This window comes from Mycobacterium sp. UM_Kg27 (assembly GCF_000972905.1).
Classification (GTDB): Bacteria; Actinomycetota; Actinomycetes; order Mycobacteriales; family Mycobacteriaceae; genus Mycobacterium.
Map to the genome: position 1 here is coordinate 1 of NZ_JRMM01000064.1, position 23,320 is coordinate 23,320.

At 68.4% G+C, this 23,320-nt stretch carries 22 protein-coding genes and 1 tRNA gene; 10 read left to right on the top strand and 13 right to left on the bottom strand.

Going from position 1 to position 23,320, the window contains the following annotated elements; all coding sequences use genetic code 11:
• Window positions 1-143 precede the first annotated feature (143 nt).
• On the bottom strand, window positions 144-1,322 hold the full coding sequence (locus tag LI94_RS11780) for an FAD-dependent oxidoreductase (RefSeq protein ID WP_046301296.1): 1,179 nt from the start codon (window positions 1,320-1,322) through the stop codon (window positions 144-146).
• 101 nt (window positions 1,323-1,423) lie between these two features.
• On the opposite strand from LI94_RS11780, the gene LI94_RS11785 reads away from it, so the two are divergent.
• On the top strand, window positions 1,424-1,777 hold the full coding sequence (locus LI94_RS11785) for a hypothetical protein (protein ID WP_024442527.1): 354 nt from the start codon (window positions 1,424-1,426) through the stop codon (window positions 1,775-1,777).
• A gap of 17 nt (window positions 1,778-1,794) precedes the next feature.
• Here LI94_RS11785 and metG read toward each other — a convergent pair whose 3' ends face one another.
• On the bottom strand, window positions 1,795-3,345 hold the full coding sequence (gene metG / locus LI94_RS11790; RefSeq protein ID WP_046301297.1) for a methionine--tRNA ligase: 1,551 nt from the start codon (window positions 3,343-3,345) through the stop codon (window positions 1,795-1,797).
• Window positions 3,346-3,363: 18 nt separating this feature from the next.
• On the opposite strand from metG, the gene LI94_RS11795 reads away from it, so the two are divergent.
• The 3 genes from LI94_RS11795 to rsmA all read left to right on the top strand — a co-directional run bounded on the left by LI94_RS11795 (window position 3,364) and on the right by rsmA (window position 6,361).
• Window positions 3,364-4,209 (top strand): TatD family hydrolase, encoded by an 846-nt coding sequence (locus LI94_RS11795; RefSeq protein ID WP_192830960.1) that lies wholly within the window; start codon window positions 3,364-3,366, stop codon window positions 4,207-4,209.
• A gap of 110 nt (window positions 4,210-4,319) precedes the next feature.
• Entirely contained in the window at window positions 4,320-5,438 is a 1,119-nt protein-coding gene (locus LI94_RS11800; protein ID WP_082105737.1) for a resuscitation-promoting factor, read from the top strand.
• The gene (gene rsmA / locus LI94_RS11805) at window positions 5,411-6,361 is read left to right on the top strand and encodes a 16S rRNA (adenine(1518)-N(6)/adenine(1519)-N(6))-dimethyltransferase RsmA (protein WP_046301311.1); all 951 of its coding nucleotides are present in this window, start codon (window positions 5,411-5,413) and stop codon (window positions 6,359-6,361) included. Before LI94_RS11800 ends, rsmA begins: the two co-directional genes overlap by 28 nt.
• On the opposite strand, the gene LI94_RS11810 is transcribed toward rsmA, so the two are convergent.
• Window positions 6,277-7,113: a serine/threonine-protein kinase gene (locus tag LI94_RS11810; RefSeq protein ID WP_046301300.1), complete on the bottom strand. Its 837-nt coding sequence runs from the start codon at window positions 7,111-7,113 to the stop codon at window positions 6,277-6,279. The genes rsmA and LI94_RS11810 overlap by 85 nt on opposite strands.
• Before the next feature lie 135 nt (window positions 7,114-7,248).
• Between LI94_RS11810 and LI94_RS11815 the strand changes: the two genes are divergently transcribed.
• From LI94_RS11815 to LI94_RS11825, 3 genes are all read left to right on the top strand, one after another.
• The gene (locus LI94_RS11815; RefSeq protein ID WP_046301312.1) at window positions 7,249-8,715 is read left to right on the top strand and encodes a PE-PPE domain-containing protein; all 1,467 of its coding nucleotides are present in this window, start codon (window positions 7,249-7,251) and stop codon (window positions 8,713-8,715) included.
• A gap of 64 nt (window positions 8,716-8,779) precedes the next feature.
• A complete protein-coding gene (locus tag LI94_RS11820; protein WP_046301301.1) occupies window positions 8,780-9,742 on the top strand; it encodes a 4-(cytidine 5'-diphospho)-2-C-methyl-D-erythritol kinase in 963 nt (320 codons plus the stop codon).
• 251 nt (window positions 9,743-9,993) lie between these two features.
• Window positions 9,994-11,628: a fatty acyl-AMP ligase gene (locus LI94_RS11825; protein ID WP_024442520.1), complete on the top strand. Its 1,635-nt coding sequence runs from the start codon at window positions 9,994-9,996 to the stop codon at window positions 11,626-11,628.
• A gap of 45 nt (window positions 11,629-11,673) precedes the next feature.
• On the opposite strand, the gene pth is transcribed toward LI94_RS11825, so the two are convergent.
• The 10 genes from pth to LI94_RS11875 form a co-directional block, all read right to left on the bottom strand.
• Complete coding sequence (gene pth, locus LI94_RS11830) at window positions 11,674-12,258, bottom strand: aminoacyl-tRNA hydrolase (protein WP_024442519.1); 585 nt, start codon at window positions 12,256-12,258, stop codon at window positions 11,674-11,676.
• A 12-nt stretch (window positions 12,259-12,270) separates the two neighbouring features.
• Entirely contained in the window at window positions 12,271-12,903 is a 633-nt protein-coding gene (locus LI94_RS11835; RefSeq protein ID WP_046301302.1) for a 50S ribosomal protein L25/general stress protein Ctc, read from the bottom strand.
• Between the two features lie 138 nt (window positions 12,904-13,041).
• Complete coding sequence (locus tag LI94_RS11840) at window positions 13,042-13,923, bottom strand: oxidoreductase (RefSeq protein WP_046301303.1); 882 nt, start codon at window positions 13,921-13,923, stop codon at window positions 13,042-13,044.
• 27 nt (window positions 13,924-13,950) lie between these two features.
• Window positions 13,951-14,217, bottom strand: coding sequence for a hypothetical protein (locus LI94_RS11845; RefSeq protein WP_046301304.1), 267 nt, complete (start codon window positions 14,215-14,217; stop codon window positions 13,951-13,953).
• The gene (locus LI94_RS11850) at window positions 14,217-14,582 is read right to left on the bottom strand and encodes a heme-binding protein (protein ID WP_046301305.1); all 366 of its coding nucleotides are present in this window, start codon (window positions 14,580-14,582) and stop codon (window positions 14,217-14,219) included. Before LI94_RS11850 ends, LI94_RS11845 begins: the two co-directional genes overlap by 1 nt.
• A 57-nt stretch (window positions 14,583-14,639) precedes the next feature.
• Entirely contained in the window at window positions 14,640-15,287 is a 648-nt protein-coding gene (locus LI94_RS11855) for an LpqN/LpqT family lipoprotein (protein ID WP_152664810.1), read from the bottom strand.
• 5 nt (window positions 15,288-15,292) lie between these two features.
• Window positions 15,293-15,637: an arsenate reductase (glutaredoxin) gene (gene arsC, locus LI94_RS11860; protein ID WP_046301307.1), complete on the bottom strand. Its 345-nt coding sequence runs from the start codon at window positions 15,635-15,637 to the stop codon at window positions 15,293-15,295.
• Window position 15,638: 1 nt separating this feature from the next.
• The gene (locus LI94_RS11865; RefSeq protein ID WP_046301308.1) at window positions 15,639-16,619 is read right to left on the bottom strand and encodes a ribose-phosphate diphosphokinase; all 981 of its coding nucleotides are present in this window, start codon (window positions 16,617-16,619) and stop codon (window positions 15,639-15,641) included.
• Between the two features lie 109 nt (window positions 16,620-16,728).
• On the bottom strand, window positions 16,729-18,228 hold the full coding sequence (glmU, locus tag LI94_RS11870) for a bifunctional UDP-N-acetylglucosamine diphosphorylase/glucosamine-1-phosphate N-acetyltransferase GlmU (protein ID WP_046301313.1): 1,500 nt from the start codon (window positions 18,226-18,228) through the stop codon (window positions 16,729-16,731).
• A gap of 62 nt (window positions 18,229-18,290) precedes the next feature.
• Window positions 18,291-18,362 (bottom strand) — tRNA-Gln (locus tag LI94_RS11875).
• Window positions 18,363-18,507: 145 nt separating this feature from the next.
• Here LI94_RS11875 and LI94_RS11880 point away from each other — a divergent pair.
• The 3 genes from LI94_RS11880 to LI94_RS11890 all read left to right on the top strand — a co-directional run.
• Window positions 18,508-19,110: a TetR/AcrR family transcriptional regulator gene (locus tag LI94_RS11880; RefSeq protein ID WP_024442510.1), complete on the top strand. Its 603-nt coding sequence runs from the start codon at window positions 18,508-18,510 to the stop codon at window positions 19,108-19,110.
• Between the two features lie 59 nt (window positions 19,111-19,169).
• Window positions 19,170-22,814, top strand: coding sequence for a transcription-repair coupling factor (gene mfd, locus LI94_RS11885; RefSeq protein WP_046301309.1), 3,645 nt, complete (start codon window positions 19,170-19,172; stop codon window positions 22,812-22,814).
• Between the two features lie 5 nt (window positions 22,815-22,819).
• Window positions 22,820-23,320 (top strand): MazG nucleotide pyrophosphohydrolase domain-containing protein (locus LI94_RS11890; RefSeq protein ID WP_046301310.1); only part of this gene is annotated, 501 nt, incomplete at its 3' end.

Here is a 23,320-nt window from a genome sequence, read left to right on the forward strand (position 1 = left end):
GTGTATAAGAGACAGGCCAAGGATCTCGTAGGCGATGGTGAACAGTAGCGGCCGGAGCTCGGTGAACCGCTGGGCTTGAGCAGCGGTTCCAGCTTCGCCTCTCCTTCGTCGAGGCTCGCTGAACCGCTGGGTTTGACCGTTTGTCACACCGCGGCCCCCCGTTCCGCCTGACCCTGTGCGATGCGGCCCGCACGGGCGCCGGCCTTCATCCAACGGTACGAGCCCGGCTTGGCCGCCTCGCCCCGGATCCACGTGAGCGTGTACTTGCAGATCGCCTCCTTGACCACGGCGCCAAGCCGGCCGCCGACGAACGCCTTGATCGGGGTGTCATCGCGGCGGGACAACTGCACCGTGGCCGCGTCGCGTCCCACGCTGATGCACTGGGCGGCGAACGCCTGGTCCAGCGCGACCGGCGAGGTCCCGGCGATGCGGGCCAGCACGGTGTCGGCGGCCTGAGCGCCCAGTGGCAGGGCGGCCTGGCAGCTCATCCGCAATGGCTGGCCCGAGGGGGCGACGGCATCTCCGGCCGCCATGATCCACGGGTTGTCGATACTGGTCAGAGTTTCATCGGTGAGCAGCCGACCCAACGCGTCGGTGGCCAGTCCACTGGCGGTGGCCAGGTCCGGCACGCCGAAGCCGGCCGTCCAGACTGTCACCGCGCTGGGCAGCACGGTGCCGTCACGCAGCACCAGCGCGTCGGCGCGCACTTCGGCGACGACCGCGGCCTCGCGCACGTCGACCCCCAGTTTGCGCAGTGTTTTGGCCACCGAGCGCCGGCCCGCCGCGTGCAGCGACGGCCCGAGCATCCCGCCGGAGACCAGGGTCACCGGCCGGCCTTGTCCGGCCAGTTCGGAGGCCGCCTCGATTCCGGTCAGTCCACCGCCCACCACCGTCACCGGGGCCTGCGGGGCCAGCTCGCCCAGCCGGGCCAGCAGCCGGGCCGCGGACTCGAATTCACTGAGGGAACAAGCGTATTCGGCGGCGCCGGGAACCGCCGGAGTGATCGCACCGGTGCTGCCTACCGTGTAGATGAGGAAGTCGTAGCGCAGCACGGTGCCCGACGCCAGCTCGACGCGCCGGTCCGCGGCGTCGATCCGGGTGGCGGAGTCGACCAGCAGCTGGACTCCGTCACCGAGCAGTTCGGGGTAGTCGATGGTGGCCGTGCCGGTGCCGGCCACGTACTGGTGCAGCCGGATCCGCTCGACGAACTCCGGGCGCGGATTGACCAGGGTGATGTCGACGTCCGGGTGCTGGCGCAGCCGGTTGGCGGCCAGGGTGCCGGCGTAGCCGCCGCCGATGATGACGACCTGGATGCGGGTCATGAGGTGCTCCTGTCCTTGAAGTGGTGATGCCCTCTAGACACCGCGGAGCGGGCGAGCGTGACACGGTGTGACCTGATTCACTGCGTGCGTAGGCTGGGTCCATGGCGTTCGGTGGCCGGGGACGGAGATTCATTCAGGTGTTCAACGCCGTGGCGACGTCGCTGATCGCAGCGCCGATGCTCGGTTCGCTGTTCGGCCGGCGGTTGACCACGATCAGCTATGTGGGGCGACGGTCCGGGCAGACCTTCACTCTTCCGGTGGGCTACTGGCGCAGCGGTGACGAGGTGCGAATCGGAGTCGCCATGCCGGATGCGAAGGCCTGGTGGCGCAATTTCTCAGGCGAGGGCGGGCCGTTGACGATCCGGCTCGACGGAGTCAACCGGACCGGGCAGGCCGTCGCGCACCGCGACGAGCATGGCGCAGTGACCGTGGCCGTACGGTTAGATCCGCTCTAGCCCGGGCGTTCCCATCGTCAGGGCTGATACCGCGGAAAAACCCCGGAGGGTGCCGGCAGCGTCAGGCCCGGCGCCAGCCGCTGGGGTACGGCGGTGAACATCCGCTGTTCGCTGGTCTGGCCCAGAAGGTCCAGCAGCTTGGCCGCCGAGTCCGGCATCACCGGCTGCACCAGCAGCGCGGCGATCCGCACCGCCTCCAGCGTGGTGTGGAGGACGGTGCCGAAGCGGGCCTGATCGGCCGCGGACTCGCTCTTGGCCAGCTTCCACGGCTCGTTGGCCGAGAAGTACCGGTTGGCCGCGCCCAGCATCTGCCAGATCGCCTCCAGGCCCAGGTGCATGGACTGCGTGCCGAAGGCCGCCCGCATCTTCTCCAGCAGCGCGTCGGCCAGGGCCAGCAGTTCCTCGCCGTCGGCGGCCTGGGCGGTCGGCTCGGGCACCACCCCGCCCAGATTCTTGGCCACCATCGACAGCGAGCGCTGCGCCAGGTTGCCCAGCTCGTTGGCCAGGTCGGCGTTGATGCGGCCGATCATCGCCTCGTCGGAGATGCTGCCGTCCTGGCCGAACGGGATCTCCCGCAGCAGGAAAAAGCGCACCTGGTCGACGCCGTACTTGTCGACGAACTCGACCGGGTCGATCACGTTGCCCACCGACTTGCTCATCTTCTCGCCGCTGTTGAGCAGGAAGCCGTGTGCGAAAACCCTGCGCGGCAAATCGATTCCGGCCGACATCAGAAAGGCGGGCCAGTACACGGTGTGGAACCGGATGATGTCCTTGCCGATCATGTGCAGATCGGCGGGCCAATACCGGCGGAAGGTTGGCGAGTCGGTGTCGGGATAGCCGACGCCGGTCAGGTAGTTGGTCAGCGCGTCCACCCAGACGTACATGACATGGTCGGGGTGTCCGGGCACCGGCACCCCCCAGTCGAACGAGGTGCGCGAGATCGACAGATCCCGCAGGCCGCCGGAGACGAAGCTGACCACCTCGTTGCGACGCACCTCGGGGGCGATGAAGTCCGGGTTCGCCTCGTAGTGCGCCAGCAGCCGGTCGGCGTAGGCCGAGAGCCGGAAGAAGAAGGTCTGTTCCTCGGTCCAGGTGACCGGCGCCCCCGTCTCGGCGGCGACCCGCGAACCGTCCTCGTTGAGCCGGGTCTCACCCTCGGTGAAGAACCGCTCGTCGCGCACCGAATACCAGCCGGAGTAGGCGTCTAGGTAGATGTCACCGGCGTCGACCATGCGCTGCCAGATCGCCTTGGAGGCCTCCAGGTGATCGGCGTCGGTGGTGCGGATGAACCGGTCGAAGGAGATGTTGAGCTTCTCCTGCAGTCGCTGGAACACATCGGAGTTGCGCCGGGCCAGATCCGCGGTGGCGATGCCCTCGGCGGCGGCGGTCTCGGCCATCTTCAGCCCGTGCTCGTCGGTGCCGGTCAGGTACCGCACGTCGAACCCGTCGAGCCGGTGGAACCGGGCGATCGCGTCGGTGGCGATGTACTCGTAGGCGTGGCCGATGTGCGGGTCACCGTTGGGGTAGGTGATAGCGGTGGTGACATAGAAAGGCTGCGTTCTTCTCATCACTCGCCACCTTATTGTGTGCGGGTGAGCTCGAAACGATCAGCCAAAACTCCGCCGCCGGCACCGCAGGAGCTGAGTCCGCTGGTCGACGCCCACACCCACCTCGACGCCTGTGGGGGTGCCGACGCCTCGTCGGTGCGCGCCATCATGGACCGCGCCGCCGCCGTCGGGGTGCAGGCGGCGGTGACCGTCGCCGACGACTTGGCGTCGGCTCGCTGGGTGACTCAGGCCGCCGACGCCGACGAGCGGGTCTACGCGGCGGTCGCCCTGCATCCCACTCGCGCCGATTCGCTCACCGATGCGGCCCGCGCCGAGATCGAGGCGCTGGTCGCCCATCCTCGAGTGGTGGCGGTCGGCGAGACCGGCATGGACCTGTATTGGCCCGGGCGTCTGGAGGGCTGCGCGACCCCCCAGACCCAGCGCGAGGCGTTCGCCTGGCATATCGACCTGGCCAAACGGGCTGGCAAACCGCTGATGATCCACAACCGTGACGCCGACGCCGCCGTGCTCGACGTGCTGCGCGCCGAAGGCGCCCCGGAGACGGTGATCTTCCACTGTTTCTCGTCCGGCCCGGAGATGGCTCACACCTGCATCGACGCCGGCTGGATTCTGAGTCTGTCCGGCACGGTCAGCTTCAAAAACGCCCGTGACCTGCGGGAAGCGGCAGCATTGATTCCGGACGCGCAGCTTCTGGTGGAGACCGATGCGCCGTTTTTGACTCCGCATCCGTACCGCGGTGCACCGAACGAGCCCTACTGTCTGCCATACACTGTGAGAGCGCTGGCCGAGCTGTTGGGAAGATCGGCAGCCGAACTGGCGCAGGTCACGAACCGCAACGCCCGGCGGGTGTATGGGCTGGGGTGAAGGTCGAGCAGGTCACATTCGGTTGCCGACGCCAGTGGGGTTCGTTACCGTTCCGTTATCGAAGCTGGGGCACCGCAAGGGCCCCTTTCCCGTGTCGTGAGGTTTTTGTCTTGAATCTTTTGACCAGGCTGCATCAGGCTCCCTCGCCGATGCTGCGGCTTCTGGTCGGCGCTTTACTGCTGGTGCTGACCTTTGCGGGCGGCTTCGCGGTCGCCAGCGCCAAGACCGTGACGCTGGACGTCGATGGAACCCCGATCACCGTCACCACCATGCGGTCGCGGGTCATCGACGTCGTCTCCGAGAACGGCTTCGACCTCGGCGAGCGCGACGATGTGAGCCCCGCCCGCACCGCGCAGGTGCACGACTCGGACACGATCATGGTCCGCCGCGGGCGGCCCCTGCAGGTCTCGCTGGACGGGCGTGAGCCTCAGCAGGTGTGGACGACGGCGCTCTCGGTGGACGAGGCGCTGGCCCAGCTCTCGATGACCGACACCGCCCCCGCTGCGGCATCGCGCGGCAGCCGGGTTCCGCTGGCCGGCATGGCACTGCCGGTCGTCAGCGCCAAGACAGTCACGATCGACGACGGTGGCGTGGTGCGCACCGTGCACCTGGCCGCACCCAATGTCGCCGAACTGCTGGCTGCCGACGGCGCCCCGCTGGAGCAGGCCGACAAGGTCATCCCGGCGGCCTCGACCCCGGTCACCGAGGGCATGGCGATCCAGGTGACGCGGATCCGGGTCAAGCAGGTCACCGAGCGGGTGCCGCTGCCCCCGCCGGCCCGTCGCATCGAAGACCCGACCATGAACATCAGCCGGCAGGTCGTTGACGACCCGGGCACGCCGGGCACCCAGGACGTGACTTACTCGGTGGCCACCGTCAACGGCGCCGAGACCGGCCGCCTGCCGGTCGCCAACGCGGTGGTGGACCCGGCCCGCGATTCGGTACTGCGGGTCGGCGCCAAGCCGGGCACCGAGGTGCCGCCGTCGGTGTACGGGGCCGCCTGGGACCGCATCGCCAACTGTGAGTCGCACGGAAACTGGGCGATCAACACCGGCAACGGCTTCTACGGTGGCGTGCAGTTCGATTACGGCACGTGGGTGGCCAACGGCGGTCTGAAGTACGCGCCGCGCGCGGATATGGCTACTCGCGAAGAGCAGATCGCGATCGCGGAGGTCACCCAGGCCCGCCAAGGCTGGGGAGCCTGGCCGGTGTGCAGCGGGAGGCGCTGACCATCGGGCTACTCGGGGCCGGTGACATCAGGGCCCTGGCAAACGAACTCGACCTGCGGCCCCGAAAATCTCTGGGGCAGAACTTCGTTCATGACGCAAACACCGTGCGCCGGATTGTGGACGGCGCCGGTATCACCGCCGACGACCACGTCCTCGAGGTCGGGCCCGGGCTGGGCTCGTTGACCCTGGCGTTGCTCGAGTACGGCCCGACGGTGATCGCCGTCGAGAAGGATCCGGTGCTGGCCGCCCGGTTGCCGCAGACCATCGCCGAACACGCTCCCGCTGACGCCGCCCGGCTCGAGGTGCTCGGGCGGGACGTTTTGACCCTGCGCCGTGACGAGGTGGCGACCGCGCCGACGGCGGTGGTGGCTAATCTGCCCTACAACGTTGCGGTTCCGGCGTTGTTGCACCTGCTGTCGGAGTTCGGTTCCATCCGCACCGTGACGGTCATGGTGCAGTTGGAGGTAGCCGAGCGTTTGGCCGCTGAGCCTGGTGGCAAGGACTACGGGGTGCCCAGCGCCAAGGCGCGGTTCTTCGGTGCGGTGCGCCGCTGCGGCACGGTACCGCCCAGCGTGTTCTGGCCGGTGCCGCGGGTGAATTCCGGGTTGGTGCGCATCGACCGATACGAGACCGCTCCGTGGCCGGTCGAAGATGCATTTCGCCGTCAGGTCTTTGCCCTGATTGATGTCGCTTTTGCCCAGCGCCGCAAGACTATTCGTAATGCGTTCGCCGACTGGGCGGGATCGGGGGGGCGCTCCGCGGAGTTGCTGGAGGCTGCAGGAATCGATCCGATGAGTCGCGGCGAGACGTTGGCGATCGACGATTTCGTGCGCCTGCTTCAGGTCTCGACCGGCTTGGGTGGCCCGGCATGCGGCAGCAGCGCGCGGGACAACTCCTCGACGAAGTCTGCGCAGGACCCGTAGCGGCGTGCCGGAAACTTCGTCAGCGCACGTTGCACCACCACATCGGCTGCTCGCGCCGCCGGACCGAGCGTGTCGGACAGTGGTGGCGGTAGCAGCCGCAGGTGCGCTTCGGCCAGATCGGCTGCGCTCTGCGTGGGGAAGGGCGGCGCTCCGGTGAGCAGTTCTACCGCCGTACAGGCCAAGGCGTATTCGTCGGTGGCCGCCGACGGGGCCTTGCCCTGCAGGATCTCCGGCGCGGTGTAGGGCAACGAGACTTCGGGGTGCCCGAAATGTCCGGGCCGGTGCCACACGTCTTCCACGACGGCGTGGGCCGCTCCGAAGTCGGTCAGCACCGCACCGGCCCGGCCGAAGTCGGCATGGATCAGGATGTTGGCCGGCTTGACGTCACTGTGCACGATGCCGCGACGATGCGCGTAATCGAGCGCGGCCGCGATCTGGGTCAGCGCGGCCAGGCGGTCCTGCAGCGTGCGCAGGCCGGTCGCCTTACCCCCGTCGACGTACTGCATCGCCAGCCAGAACGGCCCGTGCCGGTACACCGCGACGATGTGGGGGTGCTTGAGGGCGCTGGCGAACCCGAACTCCCGCTCCAACCGGCGCTGCTCGGCGGGGGAGCGGTGCGACTCATCGAGGACCTTCAGTGCTTCGGGCACGTCGGGGCTGCTGCGGTGGTGGGCCAAATACACCCCGGCGTGCCCGCCGTGGCCGACCTCCCGCTCGATCAGGTAGCCGCCGTAGTCGCCGGCTGCGTTCATTACCTCAGATTAGGGCGCGCACAGCTACCTCGCAGAAAACTGAGATTTGCATGATCGAATAGCTAAAAGGGGATGACATTTCGCTGGCGCGAGGTGAATAATCGACCCGATTGCATCAGCATCCAGGAGGCCGTCATGACAACTCTGTCCCACAGCAAACTGAGTTCCCTTGGTGCCGTGCCTCTGACGCTGGCCGCCATCACCGCCCTCGGTGTCGCCCCGGTTGTGGTGCCGGACCTGACCGCGTCCGTGAAGACCGTGATCGCGCAGACATCTTTGCTGGACACCGAATCGTGGATCATGGGCGGCAGCGGGCTGCCCATCCCGCCGCCGCAGTACCTGACCGCCCTCACAGATCGGTTCATCTCGCCGGAGACCCCGAAGTTCGAGGGCCAGCCTACTTTTCAGGTGGATGCCACTAACCCGTTGTTCACCCCGGAGGGTCTCTACCCGCTGACCGGTGTGAAGACGCTGCCGCTCGACACCTCGCTGGCCCAGGGCTCCACCATCCTGTACCAGAAGATCATGGAAGAGGTCGGCAAGGGCAATGACCTTGTCGTACTAGGCTATTCGCAAAGCGGCGTCATCAACGGTCTGGTCATGGACCAGCTGCTGGCCCTGCCCGAGGGCGAGCGTCCGACCTCCGACCAGCTGTCGTTCGTGACGCTGGGCAGCCCGGCCAACCCCAACGGTGGCCTGCTGTCTCGCTTCGACGTGCCCGGGGTTCCGCTGAGCCTGGCCAGTCTCGGTGTCACGTTCAGCGGGGGCGCTCCATCTGAGACGCCCTGGGAAACCGCCAATTACATCCAGGAATACGACGGCTTCGCCGACTTCCCGAAGTACCCGCTGAACTTCCTGGCCGACCTCAACGCCTTCCTGGGCATCATGTTCATCCACGGCACCTACCCGAGGCTCACCGACGAACAGCTGGCGAGCGCCATCGAGCTCAATGTCTCCGACGGCTACACCGGCAACAACCAGTACTTCATGATTCCTACCGAAGACCTGCCGCTGCTGCAGCTGTTGCGCGGCAACGCATTCGGCAACGCGTTCGCCGACCTGTTGCAGCCGGCCCTGCGGGTGCTGATCAACCTCGGCTACGGCAACATCGAGCATGGTTGGGACCAGGGGCCGGCGGACATCTCCACGCCGTTCGGACTGTTCCCCGACGTGAACCCGATGGACGTGCTCACCGCACTGGTCAACGGTGCCGAGCAGGGTTGGAACGACTTCGTTGCCGCCTTGCAGGACATGGCATCCGGCAGTGCTGCTGGCCTCTTCGGCTGGGACACCGGAGGCCCGGCGGACTTCAGCATGCCGAGCCTGTTGGACATCGCGAATACCATCAGCGCCGCCGCCTCGACCCTGTACGCGACACTGCTGCCCACCGCCGACATCATCAACTCGCTGATCACCACGCTGCCGGCCTACAGCGCGAGCCTGTTCTTCAACGAGCTGATGTCCGGTGATCTGGTGGGCGCGATCGGGATGCCGCTGGCGGCCACCACCGGGTTGGTCACCATGGCCGCCGGGTTCGAGGTGGAGGTTCTGATGAATGCCTTCAGCTCGATCAGCGCCGACTTCGCCGACCTGTTCTCCTGATCGGTAGGGATTCGCGGCCCGGAGCCCGGGTGCAGGGTTGCCGTGGACCGATAGTCTCATCCACGTGACCGCATCCGACGGCAATACCGCCACCGAGTGGTCCCCGACCGGTTCGGTCACCGTGCGGGCACCGGGCAAGCTCAACCTCTACCTGGCCGTCGGTGACCGTCGCGATGACGGCTACCACGAGCTGACCACCGTCTTCCACGCGGTTTCGCTGGTCGACGAGGTGACCGTCCGCGACGCCGACGTGCTGTCGTTGCGACTCAGCGGCGAGGGCGCCGATGTGCTGCCCACCGATGAGCGCAACCTGGCGTGGCAGGCTGCCGAGCTGATGGCCGAGCACGTGGGCCGGGCTCCGGACGTGGCGATCAGCATCGACAAGTCCATCCCGGTGGCCGGCGGCATGGCCGGCGGCAGCGCCGACGCCGCTGCGGTGCTGGTCGGCATGAACGTGCTGTGGGAACTGGGCGTGCCGCGTCGCGACCTGCACTCACTGGCCGCCAAGCTGGGCAGCGATGTGCCGTTCGCGCTGCACGGCGGGACGGCGCTGGGCACCGGTCGCGGCGAAGAACTGGCCACGGTGCTCACCCGTGAGACGTTCCACTGGGTGCTGGCGTTCGCCGACCGCGGGCTGTCGACGCCGACGGTCTTCAAAGAACTGGACCGGCTGCGCGACACCGGGCGCAAACTGCCGGAACCGGGCGACCCCGAGCCGGTGCTGGCCGCGTTGGCCGCGGGGGACCCGCAGCGGCTGGCCGGCTTGCTCGGCAATGACCTGCAGGCGGCGGCGGTCAGCCTCAATCCGGACCTGCGCCGCACCTTGCGCGCCGGCGTGGAGGCAGGGGCCCTGGCCGGCGTGGTGTCCGGATCCGGTCCGACGTGTGCGTTCCTGTGCAGCTCAGCGCAGTCGGCGACCGACGTCGCCGTCGAGCTGTCGGCGCTCGGCGCGGGACGGGCGGTGCGGGTGGCCAGCGGTCCGGTCTACGGCGCCCGGGTGGTGCCGTCATCGGTGAGTGGCGCATAACACCGTCACCGATCCGCTAGCAGATTTGCCCGCGGATTAAGAGGAGTTTAAGATGGCCCGCGGTGACAATTTGCGGGCCAGGACAACCCTGCCATCCAGACGCTCGCCGCTCTGGTGGGCCGCGCATTACGGTATCGAGATCTAACCGCCACCGAATTGTGCGCGTGTGCCTCTCGCGATGTGGTCAACGGCAGGTGGAACATGAAATCTGAGCCCGTATGGAAAGTACTGGTGCCGGCTAGGAGGCCGTCGTGAGCAGGTTTACCGACAACATGTTCCGTAGTGCCCGGGAGTCGTCCAAGGGCATGGTCACCGGTGAGCCGCACACACCCGTCCGGCACACCTGGGGCGAGGTCCATGAACGCGCCCGGCGCATAGCCGGTGGGCTGGCGGCTGCCGGTGTCGGCCCGGGTGACGCCGTCGGCGTGCTTGCCGGTGCACCGGTCGAAATCGCCCCCACCGCCCAGGGCGTGTGGATGCGCGCGGCGAGCCTGACCATGCTGCACCAGCCCACCCCGCGCACCGACCTGGCGGTGTGGGCCGAGGACACCATGACCGTCGTCGACATGATCGACGCCAAGGCCGTCATCATCTCCGACCCCTTCATGGCGGCGGCCCCGGTGCTGACCGAGAAGGGCCTGAAGGTCGTCACCGTTGCTGACCTGCTGGCCGCCGAACCGATCGATCCGGAAGAAGCCGGTGAAGACGATCTGGCGCTGATGCAGCTGACCTCCGGCTCGACCGGGTCGCCCAAGGCCGTGCAGATCACCCACCGCAACATCTACTCCAACGCCGAGGCGATGTTCATCAGCGCTGAGTACGACGTCGAGAAGGACGTCATGGTCAGCTGGCTGCCGTGCTTCCACGACATGGGCATGATCGGCTTCCTGACCGTGCCGATGTACTTCGGCGCCGAGCTGGTCAAGATCACCCCGATGGACTTCCTGCGGGACACCCTGCTGTGGGCCAAGCTGATCGACAAGTACAAGGGCACCATGACCGCGGCCCCGAACTTCGCCTACGCGCTGTTCGCCAAGCGGCTGCGCAAGCAAGCCACGCCGGGCCAGTTCGACCTGTCCACGCTGCGGTTCGCGCTCTCGGGTGCCGAGCCGGTGGAGCCGGCCGACGTCGAGGACCTGATCGACGCCGGTAAACCGTTCGGGCTGAACCCGGCCGCCATCCTGCCGGCCTACGGCATGGCCGAAACGGTTCTGGCGGTGTCGTTCTCCAAGTGCGGTGCGGGTCTGGTGGTCGACGAGGTCGACGCCGACCTGCTGGCCGCGCTGCGCCAGGCGGTGCCCGCCACCAAGGGCAACACCCGGCGACTGGCCTCGCTGGGGCCGCTGCTGGAGGGCATCGAGATCCGGATCGTCGACGAGCACGGCAACTCGCTGCCGGCGCGCGGGGTCGGCGTGATCCAGCTGCGCGGCGAGCCGGTGACCCCGGGTTACCTGACCATGGCGGGCTTCCTGCCGGCGCAGGACGAGCACGGCTGGTATGACACCGGCGACCTGGGCTACCAGATGGAGGACGGCCACGTCGTGGTGTGTGGCCGCGTCAAGGACGTCATCATCATGGCGGGCCGCAACATCTATCCGACCGACATTGAGCGGGCCGCGGGCCGCGTCGAGGGCGTGCGGCCGGGCTGTGCGGTCGCAGTGCGCCTGGACGCCGGGCACTCGCGGGAGACGTTCGCGGTCGCGGTGGAATCCAACGCCTGGCAGGACCCGGTCGAGGTACGCCGTATCGAGCACCAGGTCGCCCATGAGGTGGTCACCGAGGTCGATATGCGGCCGCGCAACGTGGTGGTGCTCGGACCGGGCAGCATCCCCAAGACGCCGTCGGGCAAGCTGCGCCGGGCCAACTCCGTCGCCCTGGTCACCTAGGGCGCGGCAGCATCCACCGCGAGTGGGGATCTGGCGCTCGGCGCGCTAGGACCAGGCGTGCACCACGTTCTGGGCCGGTTCCAAACCCAGCTCGATCAGCAGCTCGGTGGCGTCGGCGGACTGCTCGCAGATCGTCGGCAGCTCGTCGCGCTCCCGGGCAGTGAATGCCTGCAGTACGAACGCCGCCGGATCTTGGCGGCCGGGCGGCCGGCCGATCCCGAGACGGACCCGCTGAAAGTCCTTGCTGCCCAGCACCGTCGCGATCGAGCGCAGGCCGTTGTGACCGCCCTCGCCGCCGCCCTGCTTGAGCCGGATCCGGCCGAAGTCCAAGTCGAGATCGTCGTGGATCACCACGACGTCGCCGGTAGGCACTGAATAGAACTTGGCCAGTGGCCCCACCTGGCGGCCCGACTCATTCATGTAGCAGCGTGGCCGGGCCAGCACCACCGAGCGCCCACTCAGGCGCCCGGTGGCCACATCGGCACCCGACTTCTTGTGCAGCTTGAACGACGACCCGATCCGCTCGGCGAGCAGGTCGATGACCATGAAGCCGACATTGTGGCGGGTGCGGGCGTAGGTCGGGCCCGGGTTGCCCAGGCCGACCACCAATATCGGTGGTGACTCGGCCACGCGGTGCTCGGCCTACTCGGACTCGTCGGCCGCGCCCTTGGCGGCCTCCGCGCCGGCTTCCTCGCCGGCAGCCTCGGCCGGCTCCTCGGCGCTCGGGGCCTCGATCACGTTGACCAGCAGCAGTTCGGGGTCGGAGATCAGGCTCACGCCCTTGGGCAGCTCCAGCGCCCCGGCGGTGACCTGGGTGCCGGCCTCGGCGCCCTCGATGGAGACGGTCAGCTGCTCCGGAATCGACAGCGCCTCGGCCTCGATCTCGACGGCGGTCGCGTCCTGGGTGACCAGGGTGCCGGGAGCGGCGTCGCCCTCGAGGACGACGTTGACCTCGACGATGACCTTCTCGCCGCGGCGCACGACCAGCAAGTCGGCGTGCTGGATGGTGCGACGGATCGGGTGGATCTCGAGAGCCTTGGTCAGCGCCAGCTGCTCCTTGCCCTCGATGTCGAGGGTGAGCACGGCGTTGGTGCCGGAGTGGCGCAGCACGGCCGCGAAGTCGTGGGCCGGCAGTTCGAGGTGCTGGGGGTCGCTGCCGTGGCCGTAGAGGACCGCGGGGACGCGGCCGGCCCGACGGGCCCGGCGCGAGGCGCCCTTGCCGGTCTCGGTGCGCACCGAAACGGTCAGCTGGTTGGTGGTCGGGCTCTTGGCCATCTGGACTCCTTGGTTGCTACGGGGTGCATGAGGCACGGCCAGATCGCGACAACCATCTAAGGAGGTCCTCGTCGATAACGGCGGCCCAATGGTGGCCGCCCTCGCCGTGACGCCTGGTCAGGCTAGCGCATCGGCGGCTCAGAGTGGAAATTGAACGCCGGTGAGCTGCGCGGACAGCTCCCACAGCCCGGCGGCCGTGGATCCGCGCTTGGCCAGCAGACTGCGGCCCACCGAACCGCTGCGGCCGACGATGCCGAAGCGCGGACCGATGAAGGTATTGCCGGACAGATCCTGCGACGCGGCGTAGAGGGTTTGGCGTGCCCCGAAGTCGGGACTGGTGGCCATCAGACCGTTGCCGAAGGTGCGCATCACCAGGTCACTGATCCGATTCCCGGTCTGGCCCTGCAGGTTGGTGCTCGAATAGCCGGGGTGGGCGGCCAGTGCGCGCACCGGTGAGCCCGCCGCCACGAGCCGGCGTTGCAGTTCGCTGGTGAACAGCAGATTGGCCAGCTTGGCCTGGCCGTAGGCCAGCCACGCCGAGTACCGCCGCGACTCCCAGTTCAGGTCCTTGAGGCTGATGTAGCCCATCCGGTGCAGGGCCGAGGACACCGTCACCACCCGGTCGGTGAGCTTGGGCAACAGCAGATTGGTCAGCGCGAAATGCCCCAGATGGTTGGTGCCGATCTGGCTTTCGAAACCGTCGACGGTCTTGGCGTAGGGCACCGCCATGATGCCCGCGTTGTTGATCAGCACATCGACGGACTCGGTCTCGGCGGCGAACCGCCGCACCGAGGACAGGTCCGCCAGATCCAAGGCGCGCACCGTCACCCCACCGGTACGGCCGGACATCCCTGCCGCGGCGGCCTCGCCTTTGGCGGTGTTGCGGACGGCCAGGGTGACGTCGGCGCCGACTCGGGCCAATTCGCGTGCGGTCACCGCCCCCAAACCGCTGTTGGCTCCGGTGACGATGACGGATCGCCCGGCGAACGACGGCAGATCGGAGGCGGACCAGGAGGCCATGGCTGACACTCTAAAACGTCAGGGCACCTAGTTGCAGTTGTTGGCGTGCACCCAGCGGCCGTTGTAGCCCACGCAGGTGTTGACCGGCGGTGGAGGCGGTGGCGGCGGCACGTCTTCGGGCAGCGGTGCGTAGTAGGCCGGGGGTGGAACCGGGTCGGCGCAGCCGCTGACATACACCCGGCGGCCCACCCCGACACACCCCGCGGTGGCGGTGCCGGCCGGAGTGAACACCACGACGGCCCCCGGCAAACTCAGCAGGGCCAGCACCGCGACGACCCAGATCCGGCGGGCCATCACTGGTCCAGCAGCGGGTGCTCGGGCTGGGGCAATCCGCACCGGGCGCGGAAATCGGCCAGGGGCTGGCGCAGCCCCAGCAGGTCGGCGTGGGCCTGCGGGTTGTCGGCGAAGAAGCCGCGAACCGCCTCGGGCACCTCGTCGTCGGGCCGGGTGTGCAGGCCGGTGTAGAACTCGTTGACGTCCGGGTGTGCGTAGAGGTAACCCGACGTCGAGGCGGCGACGCCGGTGGCCACGTTGGCCATGTCGGCGGCGGTGCAGCCGGGTGGGGCGTCAGCCGACGCCATGGGCGCCAGCAGGCCGGTGGCGACCGCGGCCACGCCGAGGCCGGCAAGGTTCAGCGATGACGGGCGAATAAGGGACATGGCGGGACTCCCTTCGACGAGTGCGTCACTGTAACAAGATCCGACGCAGCTAGGGGATCACTTTGCGGCGACGGTGAAGCCCTTCATGATCGCCTCGACGTCGGTGGCGTTCTTGGGCGCCTCGTCGGCGGGGGCGGTGACCGCCAACTGCACCAGGTAGCGCTGTTCGGCCGGCGCCGAGCCGGTGGCGATCACCATCCGGAACCAGCTGTGCAGGCGCTGGCCGTCCATGTCGTAGGTGCCCTGCACCATCGATGACGGGAAGCCCTGGTAGTCCTCGTTCGAGGCGTCCAGCAGCCGGAAGTTCGGCGAGAGCTGGGCGTCGACCACACCGTGCCGGATGGCTTCTTTCGAGTCGAAGTTCCCGTTGAGCTTGACCACACTCAAAATCGCCCGGGGGTACTTCTCGCCCTTGCCGAGCGCCAGCGTGGTGGGCGGCAGCAACGAGCTTTCCTTCTTCGTCCAGCCCGGCGGCGTGGGGATCGACACCCTCAGGTCGGTCGGTGCGCTGGGGGCCACCGCCTCCGCGACCACGCCCTGGTCCTCCAGGTAGCGCCCCACGGTGACCGGAGCCTCCGGTTCCGAAGAGGTGGTGGTTGTGGTGCCGTTACCCCAGATCGACTGGTAGTCAGGGCTTTTAGCGCCGCACCCGGATGTGATGCCGGCCAGGGCCGCGCACGCCAGTGCGGCGACCGTCAAGCGCAGCGTGGTCACAGGATCTCGCGGACCGCGTCAATCGGACGAGCCAGCCGGGTGCCGTTACCGGTGACGACGAACGGCCGCTGGATCAGGATCGGGTTGGCGGCCATCGCGTCGAGCAGTTCGTCATCGGTCGCATCGGCCAGGTTCAGCTCGGCATACGCCGCCTCGCCGGTACGCACCGCGTCGCGCACACCGATTCCGGCGGCACGGATCATCTCGGCCAGTTCCGCTCGTGACGGCGGGGTCTTCAGGTACTCCACGACCGTCGGCTCGATACCGTTCTCGCGCAGCAGGTCCAGCGTCTTGCGCGAGGTCGAGCAGCGCGGGTTGTGATAGACCACTGCATCCGTCATATCAGGCGTCCCCATCGAAAAGCCCGGTGACTGAGCCGTTTTCGAACACGGCCCGGATGGTGCTGGCCAGCAGCGGAGCGATCGACAGCACGGTCAACTGCGGGAAGCGCTTGTCCTCGGGGATCGGCAAGGTGTTGGTGACGATCACCTCGCTGGCTCCGCAGGCCGCCAGCCGCTCGGCGGCCGGGTCCGAGAGCACCCCGTGGGTGGCGGCGATGATCACGTTGCTGGCGCCGTCTTCGCGCAGCAGATTGACCGCCCCGGCGATGGTGCCGCCGGTGTCGATCATGTCGTCGGTGATCACACAGGTCTTGCCGGTGACCTCGCCGACCACCCGGTTGGCTTTGACCTGGTTGGGCACCCGCGGATCACGGGTCTTGTGGATGAAGGCCAGCGGCACGCCGCCCAGCGAGTCGGCCCACTTCTCGGCGACCCGCACCCGGCCGGAGTCGGGGGAGACCACCACGACGTCGGAGTTGCCGTAGTTCTCTTTGATGTAGCCGATCAGCAGCGGCTGGGCTCGCATGTGGTCCACCGGGCCGTCGAAGAAGCCCTGGATCTGGTCGGTGTGTAGGTCCACCGTGACGATCCGGTCGGCACCGGCGGTCTTGAGCAGGTCGGCCACCAGGCGAGCCGAGATCGGCTCACGGCCGCGGTGCTTCTTGTCCTGGCGCGCGTACGGGTAGAACGGCAGGATCGCGGTGATCCGCTTGGCGCTGCCGCGCTTGAGCGCGTCGATCATGATCAGTTGTTCCATCAGCCACTGGTTCAGCGGCGCCGGGTGCGACTGCAGCACGAAGGCATCGCAGCCGCGCACCGATTCGTCGAAGCGCACGAAGATCTCGCCGTTGGCAAAGTCGCGAGCGGTCTGCGCGGTAACCGGTACGTCCAGTTCCTTGGCGACCTGATCAGCCAGCTCCGGGTGCGCACGGCCGGCGAAAAGCATCAGGTTTTTGCGATTGTCTGTCCAGTCGTGGCTCACGCGCTGCCCCCGCCGTAGGAGATTGTGGATTTCGGTCGAGCTAATTCGGGCCTTATGGTACGTAGCCCGGCGTGCGATTTCGCCTCGGGCTGCCTCAACGCGATCAAGCTCACGATGACAGATCGGGTGGAGTCTGGCCGGCTTCTTCGGCGTTAGCCGCCGACTCGGCGGCCGCGGCGGCCTGGCTGCCGGGCCGCTTGCGCTGCACCCAGTTCTCGATGTTGCGTTGCGGGCCGGCCGACACCGCCAGCGCGCCCGGCGGCACATCATGGCGCACCACGGTCCCGGCGCCGGTGTAGGCGCCGTCGCCGATGGTGACCGGCGCGACGAACATGGTGTCCGAGCCGGTGCGCACGTGCGAGCCGACCTTGGTCCGTCGTTTGGTCTGGCCGTCGTAGTTGACGAACACGCTGGAGGCGCCGATGTTGCTGTGGTCTCCGATGTCGGCGTCGCCGACGTAGGTCAGGTGCGGAACCTTCGTCCCGGTGCCGATGGTGGAGTTCTTGGTCTCGACGAACGCGCCCAGCTTGCCGTCGGAACCCAGCACGGTGCCGGGACGCAGGTAGGTGAACGGCCCGACCGCTGCACCGGCGCCGATCGCCGACGAGGTGGCGTGGCTGCGGATCACCGACGCACCGTCGCCCACCGTCACGTCGGTCAAGGTGGTGTCGGGGCCGATCGTGCAGTGCGCCCCGACGGCGGTGCGGCCGAGCAGCTGGGTTCCGGGCGCGACCGTGGTGTCGCGCCCGATGGTCACGTCCACGTCGATCCAGGTGGTGGTGGGATCGACGATGGTGACGCCGGCCCGCTGATGGGCGGCCACCAGGCGTCGGTTGAGTTCGCTCGCCAGCGCCGACAGCTGCACCCGGTCGTTGACGCCGGCCACCAGCGCCGCGTCGTCGACGTGACGGGCGTGCACCACCTGGCCGTCGCCGCGGACGATACCGATCACGTCGGTCAGGTACAGCTCGTGCTGGGCGTTGTCGGAGCCCAGCCGGCCCAGCGCGGACCGCAACGCGGCGATGTCGAAGGCGTACACCCCGGCATTGACCTCGCGGATCTCCCGTTGTGATTCGGTGGCGTCGGCCTGCTCGACGATCGCGGTCACCTCGCCGTCCTGGGTGTGCAGGATGCGGCCGTAGCCGGTGGGGTCGGCCAGCGTGGTGGTCAACACCGTGACCGCGGCCGGGGCGGTGCGGTGCGTGTCGATCAGCGCCTGCAGCGTGGCGGTGTCCAGCAGTGGGATGTCGCCGGAGGTGACGACGACGGTGCCGCTGAAGTCGTCCGGCAGGGCCGCCAAGCCGCACAGCACCGCGTGCCCGGTGCCCAACTGCTGGTCCTGCAGGGCGATGTCGATGGGAAAGTCCAGGGCCTGCGCCAACTCGGCGACCGACCCGGTGATGCGCTCGTGCTCGTGGCCCAACACCACCACCAAGTGGCGGGGATCGACGCCGGCGGCGGCCTGCAGGCAGTGCGCCAGCATGCTGCGCCCGCCCAGCTCATGCAGCACTTTGGGGGTGTCGGAGACCATCCGGGTGCCGGCTCCGGCCGCCAAGACGATGACGGCGTCCTGGCTGGCATCCGGGCTCGAGAGTGCGTGATTGTCCATCGACACGCCGCCTAGCCTGTCATTTTGGGCACGCTCGCGGCAAAGGGTGGGACAAATCTGAGCTCCGTCGCCAGGACTCGAACCTGAACTATCTGAACCAAAATCAGAGGTGCTGCCGATTACACCACGACGGATCGGTGCTTCGCAGTGACTTTAGTCCGCCGACGGCGAGGGCCGCCCGCCGCCCGAGTAAGAAGTCGGACAATCCGGTCTGGTCCCACGGACTACCCTGGTCGCGTGGCTGGTCTGGACAAGGACGGCCGGGCGCCTCGAGCCCGGATGACAGGTAGCGAGCGTCGTCACCAACTCATCGACGTCGCCCGCTCGCTGTTCGCCGAACGCGGGTATGAGGGCACCTCCATCGAGGAGATCGCGCAGCGCGCCAACGTGTCCAAGCCCGTGGTCTACGAGCACTTCGGCGGCAAAGAAGGCCTCTACGCCGTGGTGGTGGACCGCGAGATGTCGGCATTGCTGGACGGCATCACCACGTCCTTGACCAAGGCCACCAACAACCAGTCCCGGCTGCGGGTGGAGCGCGTCGCGCTGGCATTGCTGACCTATGTCGACGAGCACACCGACGGATTCCGCATCCTGATCCGGGACTCGCCGGCGTCGATCAGTTCCGGCACCTACTCGACCCTGCTCAACGACGCTATCGGCCAGGTGTCGTCGATTCTGGCCGGCGACTTCGCCAAACGCGGCCTGGACCCCGAGACCGCGCCGCTGTACGCCCAGGCGTTGGTCGGTTCGGTGTCGATGACGGCCCAGTGGTGGCTCGACGTACGCGAACCCAAGAAGGAAGTGGTGGCCGCGCACCTGGTCAACCTGTGTTGGAACGGATTGACTCACCTGGAGTCCGATCCGACCCTGCACGACGAATAAGGCATGTACCGCAACGCAAATCGTCGGCATCCGCCACACCGCCTAGAATTGCCCACATCATGACCGCACCGGGGTACCAGACTGTCCAAAACCCGATTGCGGGGCTCGTAGACCTGGCGTTGACCGCGCCCGCTTTCGCCGAACTCATCGAGCGCGCGGGCGACCCGCCCACCGAACTCGCGCTGGTCGGCCCGGTCGGCACGCGGCCCTTCACCGCCGCCGCGCTGGCCCGCACCGGCCCGCTGCTGGTGGTCACCGCCACCGGCCACGAAGCCGACGACCTGACCGCGGAGCTGCGCGGGGTGTACGGCGATACGGTGGCGCTGTTCCCGTCCTGGGAGACGCTGCCGCACGAGCGGCTCTCGCCCGGGGTGGATACCGTCGGCGCCCGTCTGCTGCTGCTGCGCCGGCTGGCCTGCCCCGACGACGCCCGGCTGGGACCTCCGCTGCGCGTGGTGGTGACCACCGCCCGGTCGCTGCTGCAGCCGATGACCGGTCAACTGGACGCGATCGAGCCGGTCATGCTGGCCGTCGGTGACGAGATCCCGTTCGAGGCGGTGATCGCCCGGCTGGTCGAGCTGGCCTACACCCGGGTGGACCTGGTCGGCAAGCGCGGTGAGTTCGCGGTCCGCGGCGGCATCCTCGACCTGTTCCCGCCGACCGCCGAACATCCGGTGCGCATCGAGTTCTGGGGTGACGAGGTCACCGAGATCCGGCCGTTCTCGGTGGCCGATCAGCGCTCCATCCCCGAGGTCGAAGTCGGCACCGTGGTCGCGGTGGCCTGTCGGGAACTGTTGCTCACCGATGAGGTGCGGGCCCGCGCGGCCGAGCTGGCGCGCGATCAACCGCAGACCGACAACGCCGTGCTGGGCACCGTCGGCGACATGCTGGCCAAGCTCGCCGAAGGCATCCCGGTCGACGGCATGGAGGCGCTGGGACCGGTGCTAAAGCCCGGCCCGCAGGTGCTGCTGACCGATCACCTGCGTCCGGGCACCCCGGTGCTGGTCTGCGACCCGGAGAAGATCCGCGCCCGCGCCGCCGACCTGATCAAGACCGGACGCGAATTCCTGGAGGCGTCCTGGTCGGTTGCCGCGATCGGCGGCGAGGCGCCGATCGACATCGAACAGCTCGGGGGCTCGGGATTCCGGGACTTCGAACAGGCGCGTCAGACCGCACTCGACACCGGCCATCCGTGGTGGACACTGAGCCAGCTGCCCAGCCCGGATGCGATCGAACTCGACGTGCGCGCGTCGCCGTCGGCCCGCGGCCGGCAGCGCGACATCGACGAGATCTTCGCCATGCTGCGGGCGCACATCGCGACCGGGGGACGGGCGGCGGTGGTCGCGCCCGGCGTGGGCACGGCCCGGCGGATCGTGGAGCAGCTGGCCGAATCCGAAACGGCGGCAACGCTGTTGGAGGCGGGCGCGGCCCCGCAGCCCGGAGTGGTCGGGGTTCTGCAGGGTCCGCTGCACGAAGGCCTGGTCATCCCCGGCGCCAACCTGGTGGTGGTGACCGAAGCCGACCTGACCGGCAACCGGGTGAGCGGGCCGGAAGGCAAACGGCTGGCGGCCAAGCGCCGCAACGCCGTGGACCCGCTGGCGCTGACCGCCGGCGACCTGGTGGTGCACGACCAGCACGGCATCGGCAAGTTCGTGGAGATGACCGAGCGCACCGTGGGCGGGGCGCGGCGCGAGTACCTGGTGCTGGAATACGCCTCGGGAAAACGCGGCGCCAACGGTACCGACAAGCTGTATGTGCCGATGGACTCGCTGGATCAGCTGTCCCGCTATGTCGGCGGCCAAGCCCCGGCACTGAGCCGCCTGGGCGGCAGCGACTGGAGCCAGACCAAGACCAAGGCCCGCAAGGCCGTCCGAGAGATCGCCGACGAACTCGTCGCGCTCTACGCCAAACGTCAGGCCGCGCCCGGTCACGCGTTCGCCCCGGACACCCCGTGGCAGGCCGAGATGGAAGACGCGTTCGGGTTCACCGAGACCATGGACCAGCTCACCGCCATCAGCGAGGTCAAGGCCGACATGGAAAAGCCGGTGCCGATGGACCGGGTGATCTGCGGCGACGTCGGCTATGGCAAGACCGAGATCGCGGTGCGTGCGGCGTTCAAAGCCGTTCAGGACGGCAAGCAGGTCGCGGTGCTGGTGCCCACCACGCTGCTGGCCGATCAGCACCTGCAGACCTTCAGCACCCGGATGGCCGGATTCCCGGTCACCGTAAAGGGGCTGTCACGGTTCACCGACGCCCAAGAGTCCAAGGCGACCATCAACGGCCTGGCGGACGGCTCCGTCGATGTGGTGATCGGCACCCACCGGCTGCTGCAGACCGGGGTGCGCTGGAAAGACCTCGGCCTGGTGATCGTCGACGAGGAGCAGCGGTTCGGCGTCGAGCACAAAGAGCACATCAAGGCGCTGCGCACCCACGTCGACGTGCTCACCATGAGTGCCACCCCGATCCCGCGCACCCTGGAGATGAGCCTGGCCGGCATCCGGGAGATGTCGACGATCCTCACCCCGCCCGAAGACCGCTATCCCGTGCTGACCTACGTCGGCGGCCACGATGACAAGCAGGTCGCGGCCGCTTTGCGCCGTGAGTTGCTGCGTGACGGCCAGGTGTTCTACGTGCACAACCGGGTCAGCTCGATCGATGCGGCGGCCGCCCGGGTGCGCGGCCTGGTGCCCGAGGCCCGGGTGGTGGTCGCGCACGGCCAGATGCCCGAAGAACTGCTGGAAACCACGGTGCAGGGCTTCTGGAATCGGGAATACGACATCCTTGTGTGCACCACCATCATCGAGACCGGCCTGGACATCTCCAACGCCAACACCCTGATCGTCGAACGTGCCGACACCTTCGGGCTCTCGCAGCTGCACCAGCTGCGCGGCCGGGTGGGACGCAGCCGGGAACGCGGCTACGCCTACTTCCTGTACCCGAAGGAGAGCCCGCTGACCGAGACCGCCCATGACCGGCTGGCCACCATCGCCCAGAACAACGAATTGGGCGCCGGCATGGCGGTGGCGATGAAGGACCTGGAGATCCGCGGCGCCGGCAACGTGCTGGGGGTGGAGCAGTCCGGGCACGTCGCCGGGGTGGGTTTCGACCTGTATGTGCGGCTGGTCGGCGAGGCCGTCGAGGCCTACCGGGCGGCCTTCAACGGCGAGACGATCACCACCGAAGAGGTCAAGGATGTCCGGATCGACCTGCCGGTCGATGCGCATCTGCCGCCGGAGTACATCAACTCCGACCGGTTGCGGCTGGAGGCCTACCGGCGGTTGGCGGCCGCCCCCGGCGACGACGAGATCACCGCGGTGATAGAGGAACTCACCGACCGCTACGGACCGCTGCCCGAGCCGGCCGGCCGGCTGGTGGCGGTGGCCCGGCTGCGGCTGCTGTGCCGCGCCGCCGGGATCACCGAGGTGTCCGCGGCGTCGGCGACCACGCTGCGGCTGGCTCCGATGACGCTGCCGGACTCCGCCCAGTTGCGGCTCAAGCGGATGCATCCGTCGGCGAGTTACCGGGCCACCACCGCAACCGTGCAGGTGCCGATCCCGCGTGCCGGTGGTGCCGGCGCACCCGTCGGTGCGCCCCGTATCCGCGACGTCGAACTCGTCCAGATGGTGGCCGATCTGATCTCGGCCCTGGATGGCAAGCCGCAGGGCCTTATCGACGTCACCGGCGCGGTGCCCGCAGTACGGTAACCACGATGACCGTCGTCCTGGTCGACCCCCGCCGGCCCTCGCTTGTCCCGGTCGAAGCCCTCGCGTTGCTGGCCGGTGAGGTCGTCTACACCGAGGAACTGCCGATCGTGGTGCCGTGGTCGTTGCCGGCCGCCCGATCGGTGCTCACCGGCGGCGCCTCTGACGTGCCGGCCCCGGTACTGCTGTCCTCGGACCGCAACCATCCCGACGTGGTCGCTCGACTGGAGGCCGGGGAGACGCTGATCGCGGCGCCGGACGCGCCGCCGGGGGAGCGGCTGATCGACGCCGTCGCGATCATGGACCGGTTGCGCACCACCGGCCCGTGGGAGAGCGAGCAGACCCACGACTCGCTGCGCCGGTTTCTCCTTGAGGAGACCTATGAACTGTTCGACGCCGTCCGCAGCGGGGATGCCGACGAGCTGTGTGCGGAACTGGGCGACGTGCTCTTGCAGGTGCTGTTCCACGCCCGCATCGCCGAGGACGCGCTGGAGCTGTCTCTTATACAC

Excerpts from the sequence above, each read along its gene's own strand:
- LI94_RS11845 (WP_046301304.1), bottom strand. The coding sequence starts at position 14,217 with ATGGCCCGCCGGATCTGGGTCGTCGCGGTGCTGGCCCTGCTGAGTTTG.
- mfd (WP_046301309.1), top strand. The coding sequence starts at position 19,170 with ATGACCGCACCGGGGTACCAGACTGTCCAAAACCCGATTGCGGGGCTC.
- LI94_RS11850 (WP_046301305.1), bottom strand. The coding sequence starts at position 14,582 with ATGTCCCTTATTCGCCCGTCATCGCTGAACCTTGCCGGCCTCGGCGTG.
- metG (WP_046301297.1), bottom strand. The coding sequence starts at position 3,345 with ATGAGAAGAACGCAGCCTTTCTATGTCACCACCGCTATCACCTACCCC.
- LI94_RS11810 (WP_046301300.1), bottom strand. The coding sequence starts at position 7,113 with ATGAACGCAGCCGGCGACTACGGCGGCTACCTGATCGAGCGGGAGGTC.
- LI94_RS11815 (WP_046301312.1), top strand. The coding sequence starts at position 7,249 with ATGACAACTCTGTCCCACAGCAAACTGAGTTCCCTTGGTGCCGTGCCT.
- LI94_RS11840 (WP_046301303.1), bottom strand. The coding sequence starts at position 13,923 with ATGGCCTCCTGGTCCGCCTCCGATCTGCCGTCGTTCGCCGGGCGATCC.
- LI94_RS11780 (WP_046301296.1), bottom strand. The coding sequence starts at position 1,322 with ATGACCCGCATCCAGGTCGTCATCATCGGCGGCGGCTACGCCGGCACC.
- LI94_RS11880 (WP_024442510.1), top strand. The coding sequence starts at position 18,508 with ATGACAGGTAGCGAGCGTCGTCACCAACTCATCGACGTCGCCCGCTCG.
- arsC (WP_046301307.1), bottom strand. The coding sequence starts at position 15,637 with ATGACGGATGCAGTGGTCTATCACAACCCGCGCTGCTCGACCTCGCGC.
- LI94_RS11835 (WP_046301302.1), bottom strand. The coding sequence starts at position 12,903 with ATGGCCAAGAGCCCGACCACCAACCAGCTGACCGTTTCGGTGCGCACC.
- glmU (WP_046301313.1), bottom strand. The coding sequence starts at position 18,228 with ATGGACAATCACGCACTCTCGAGCCCGGATGCCAGCCAGGACGCCGTC.
- LI94_RS11785 (WP_024442527.1), top strand. The coding sequence starts at position 1,424 with ATGGCGTTCGGTGGCCGGGGACGGAGATTCATTCAGGTGTTCAACGCC.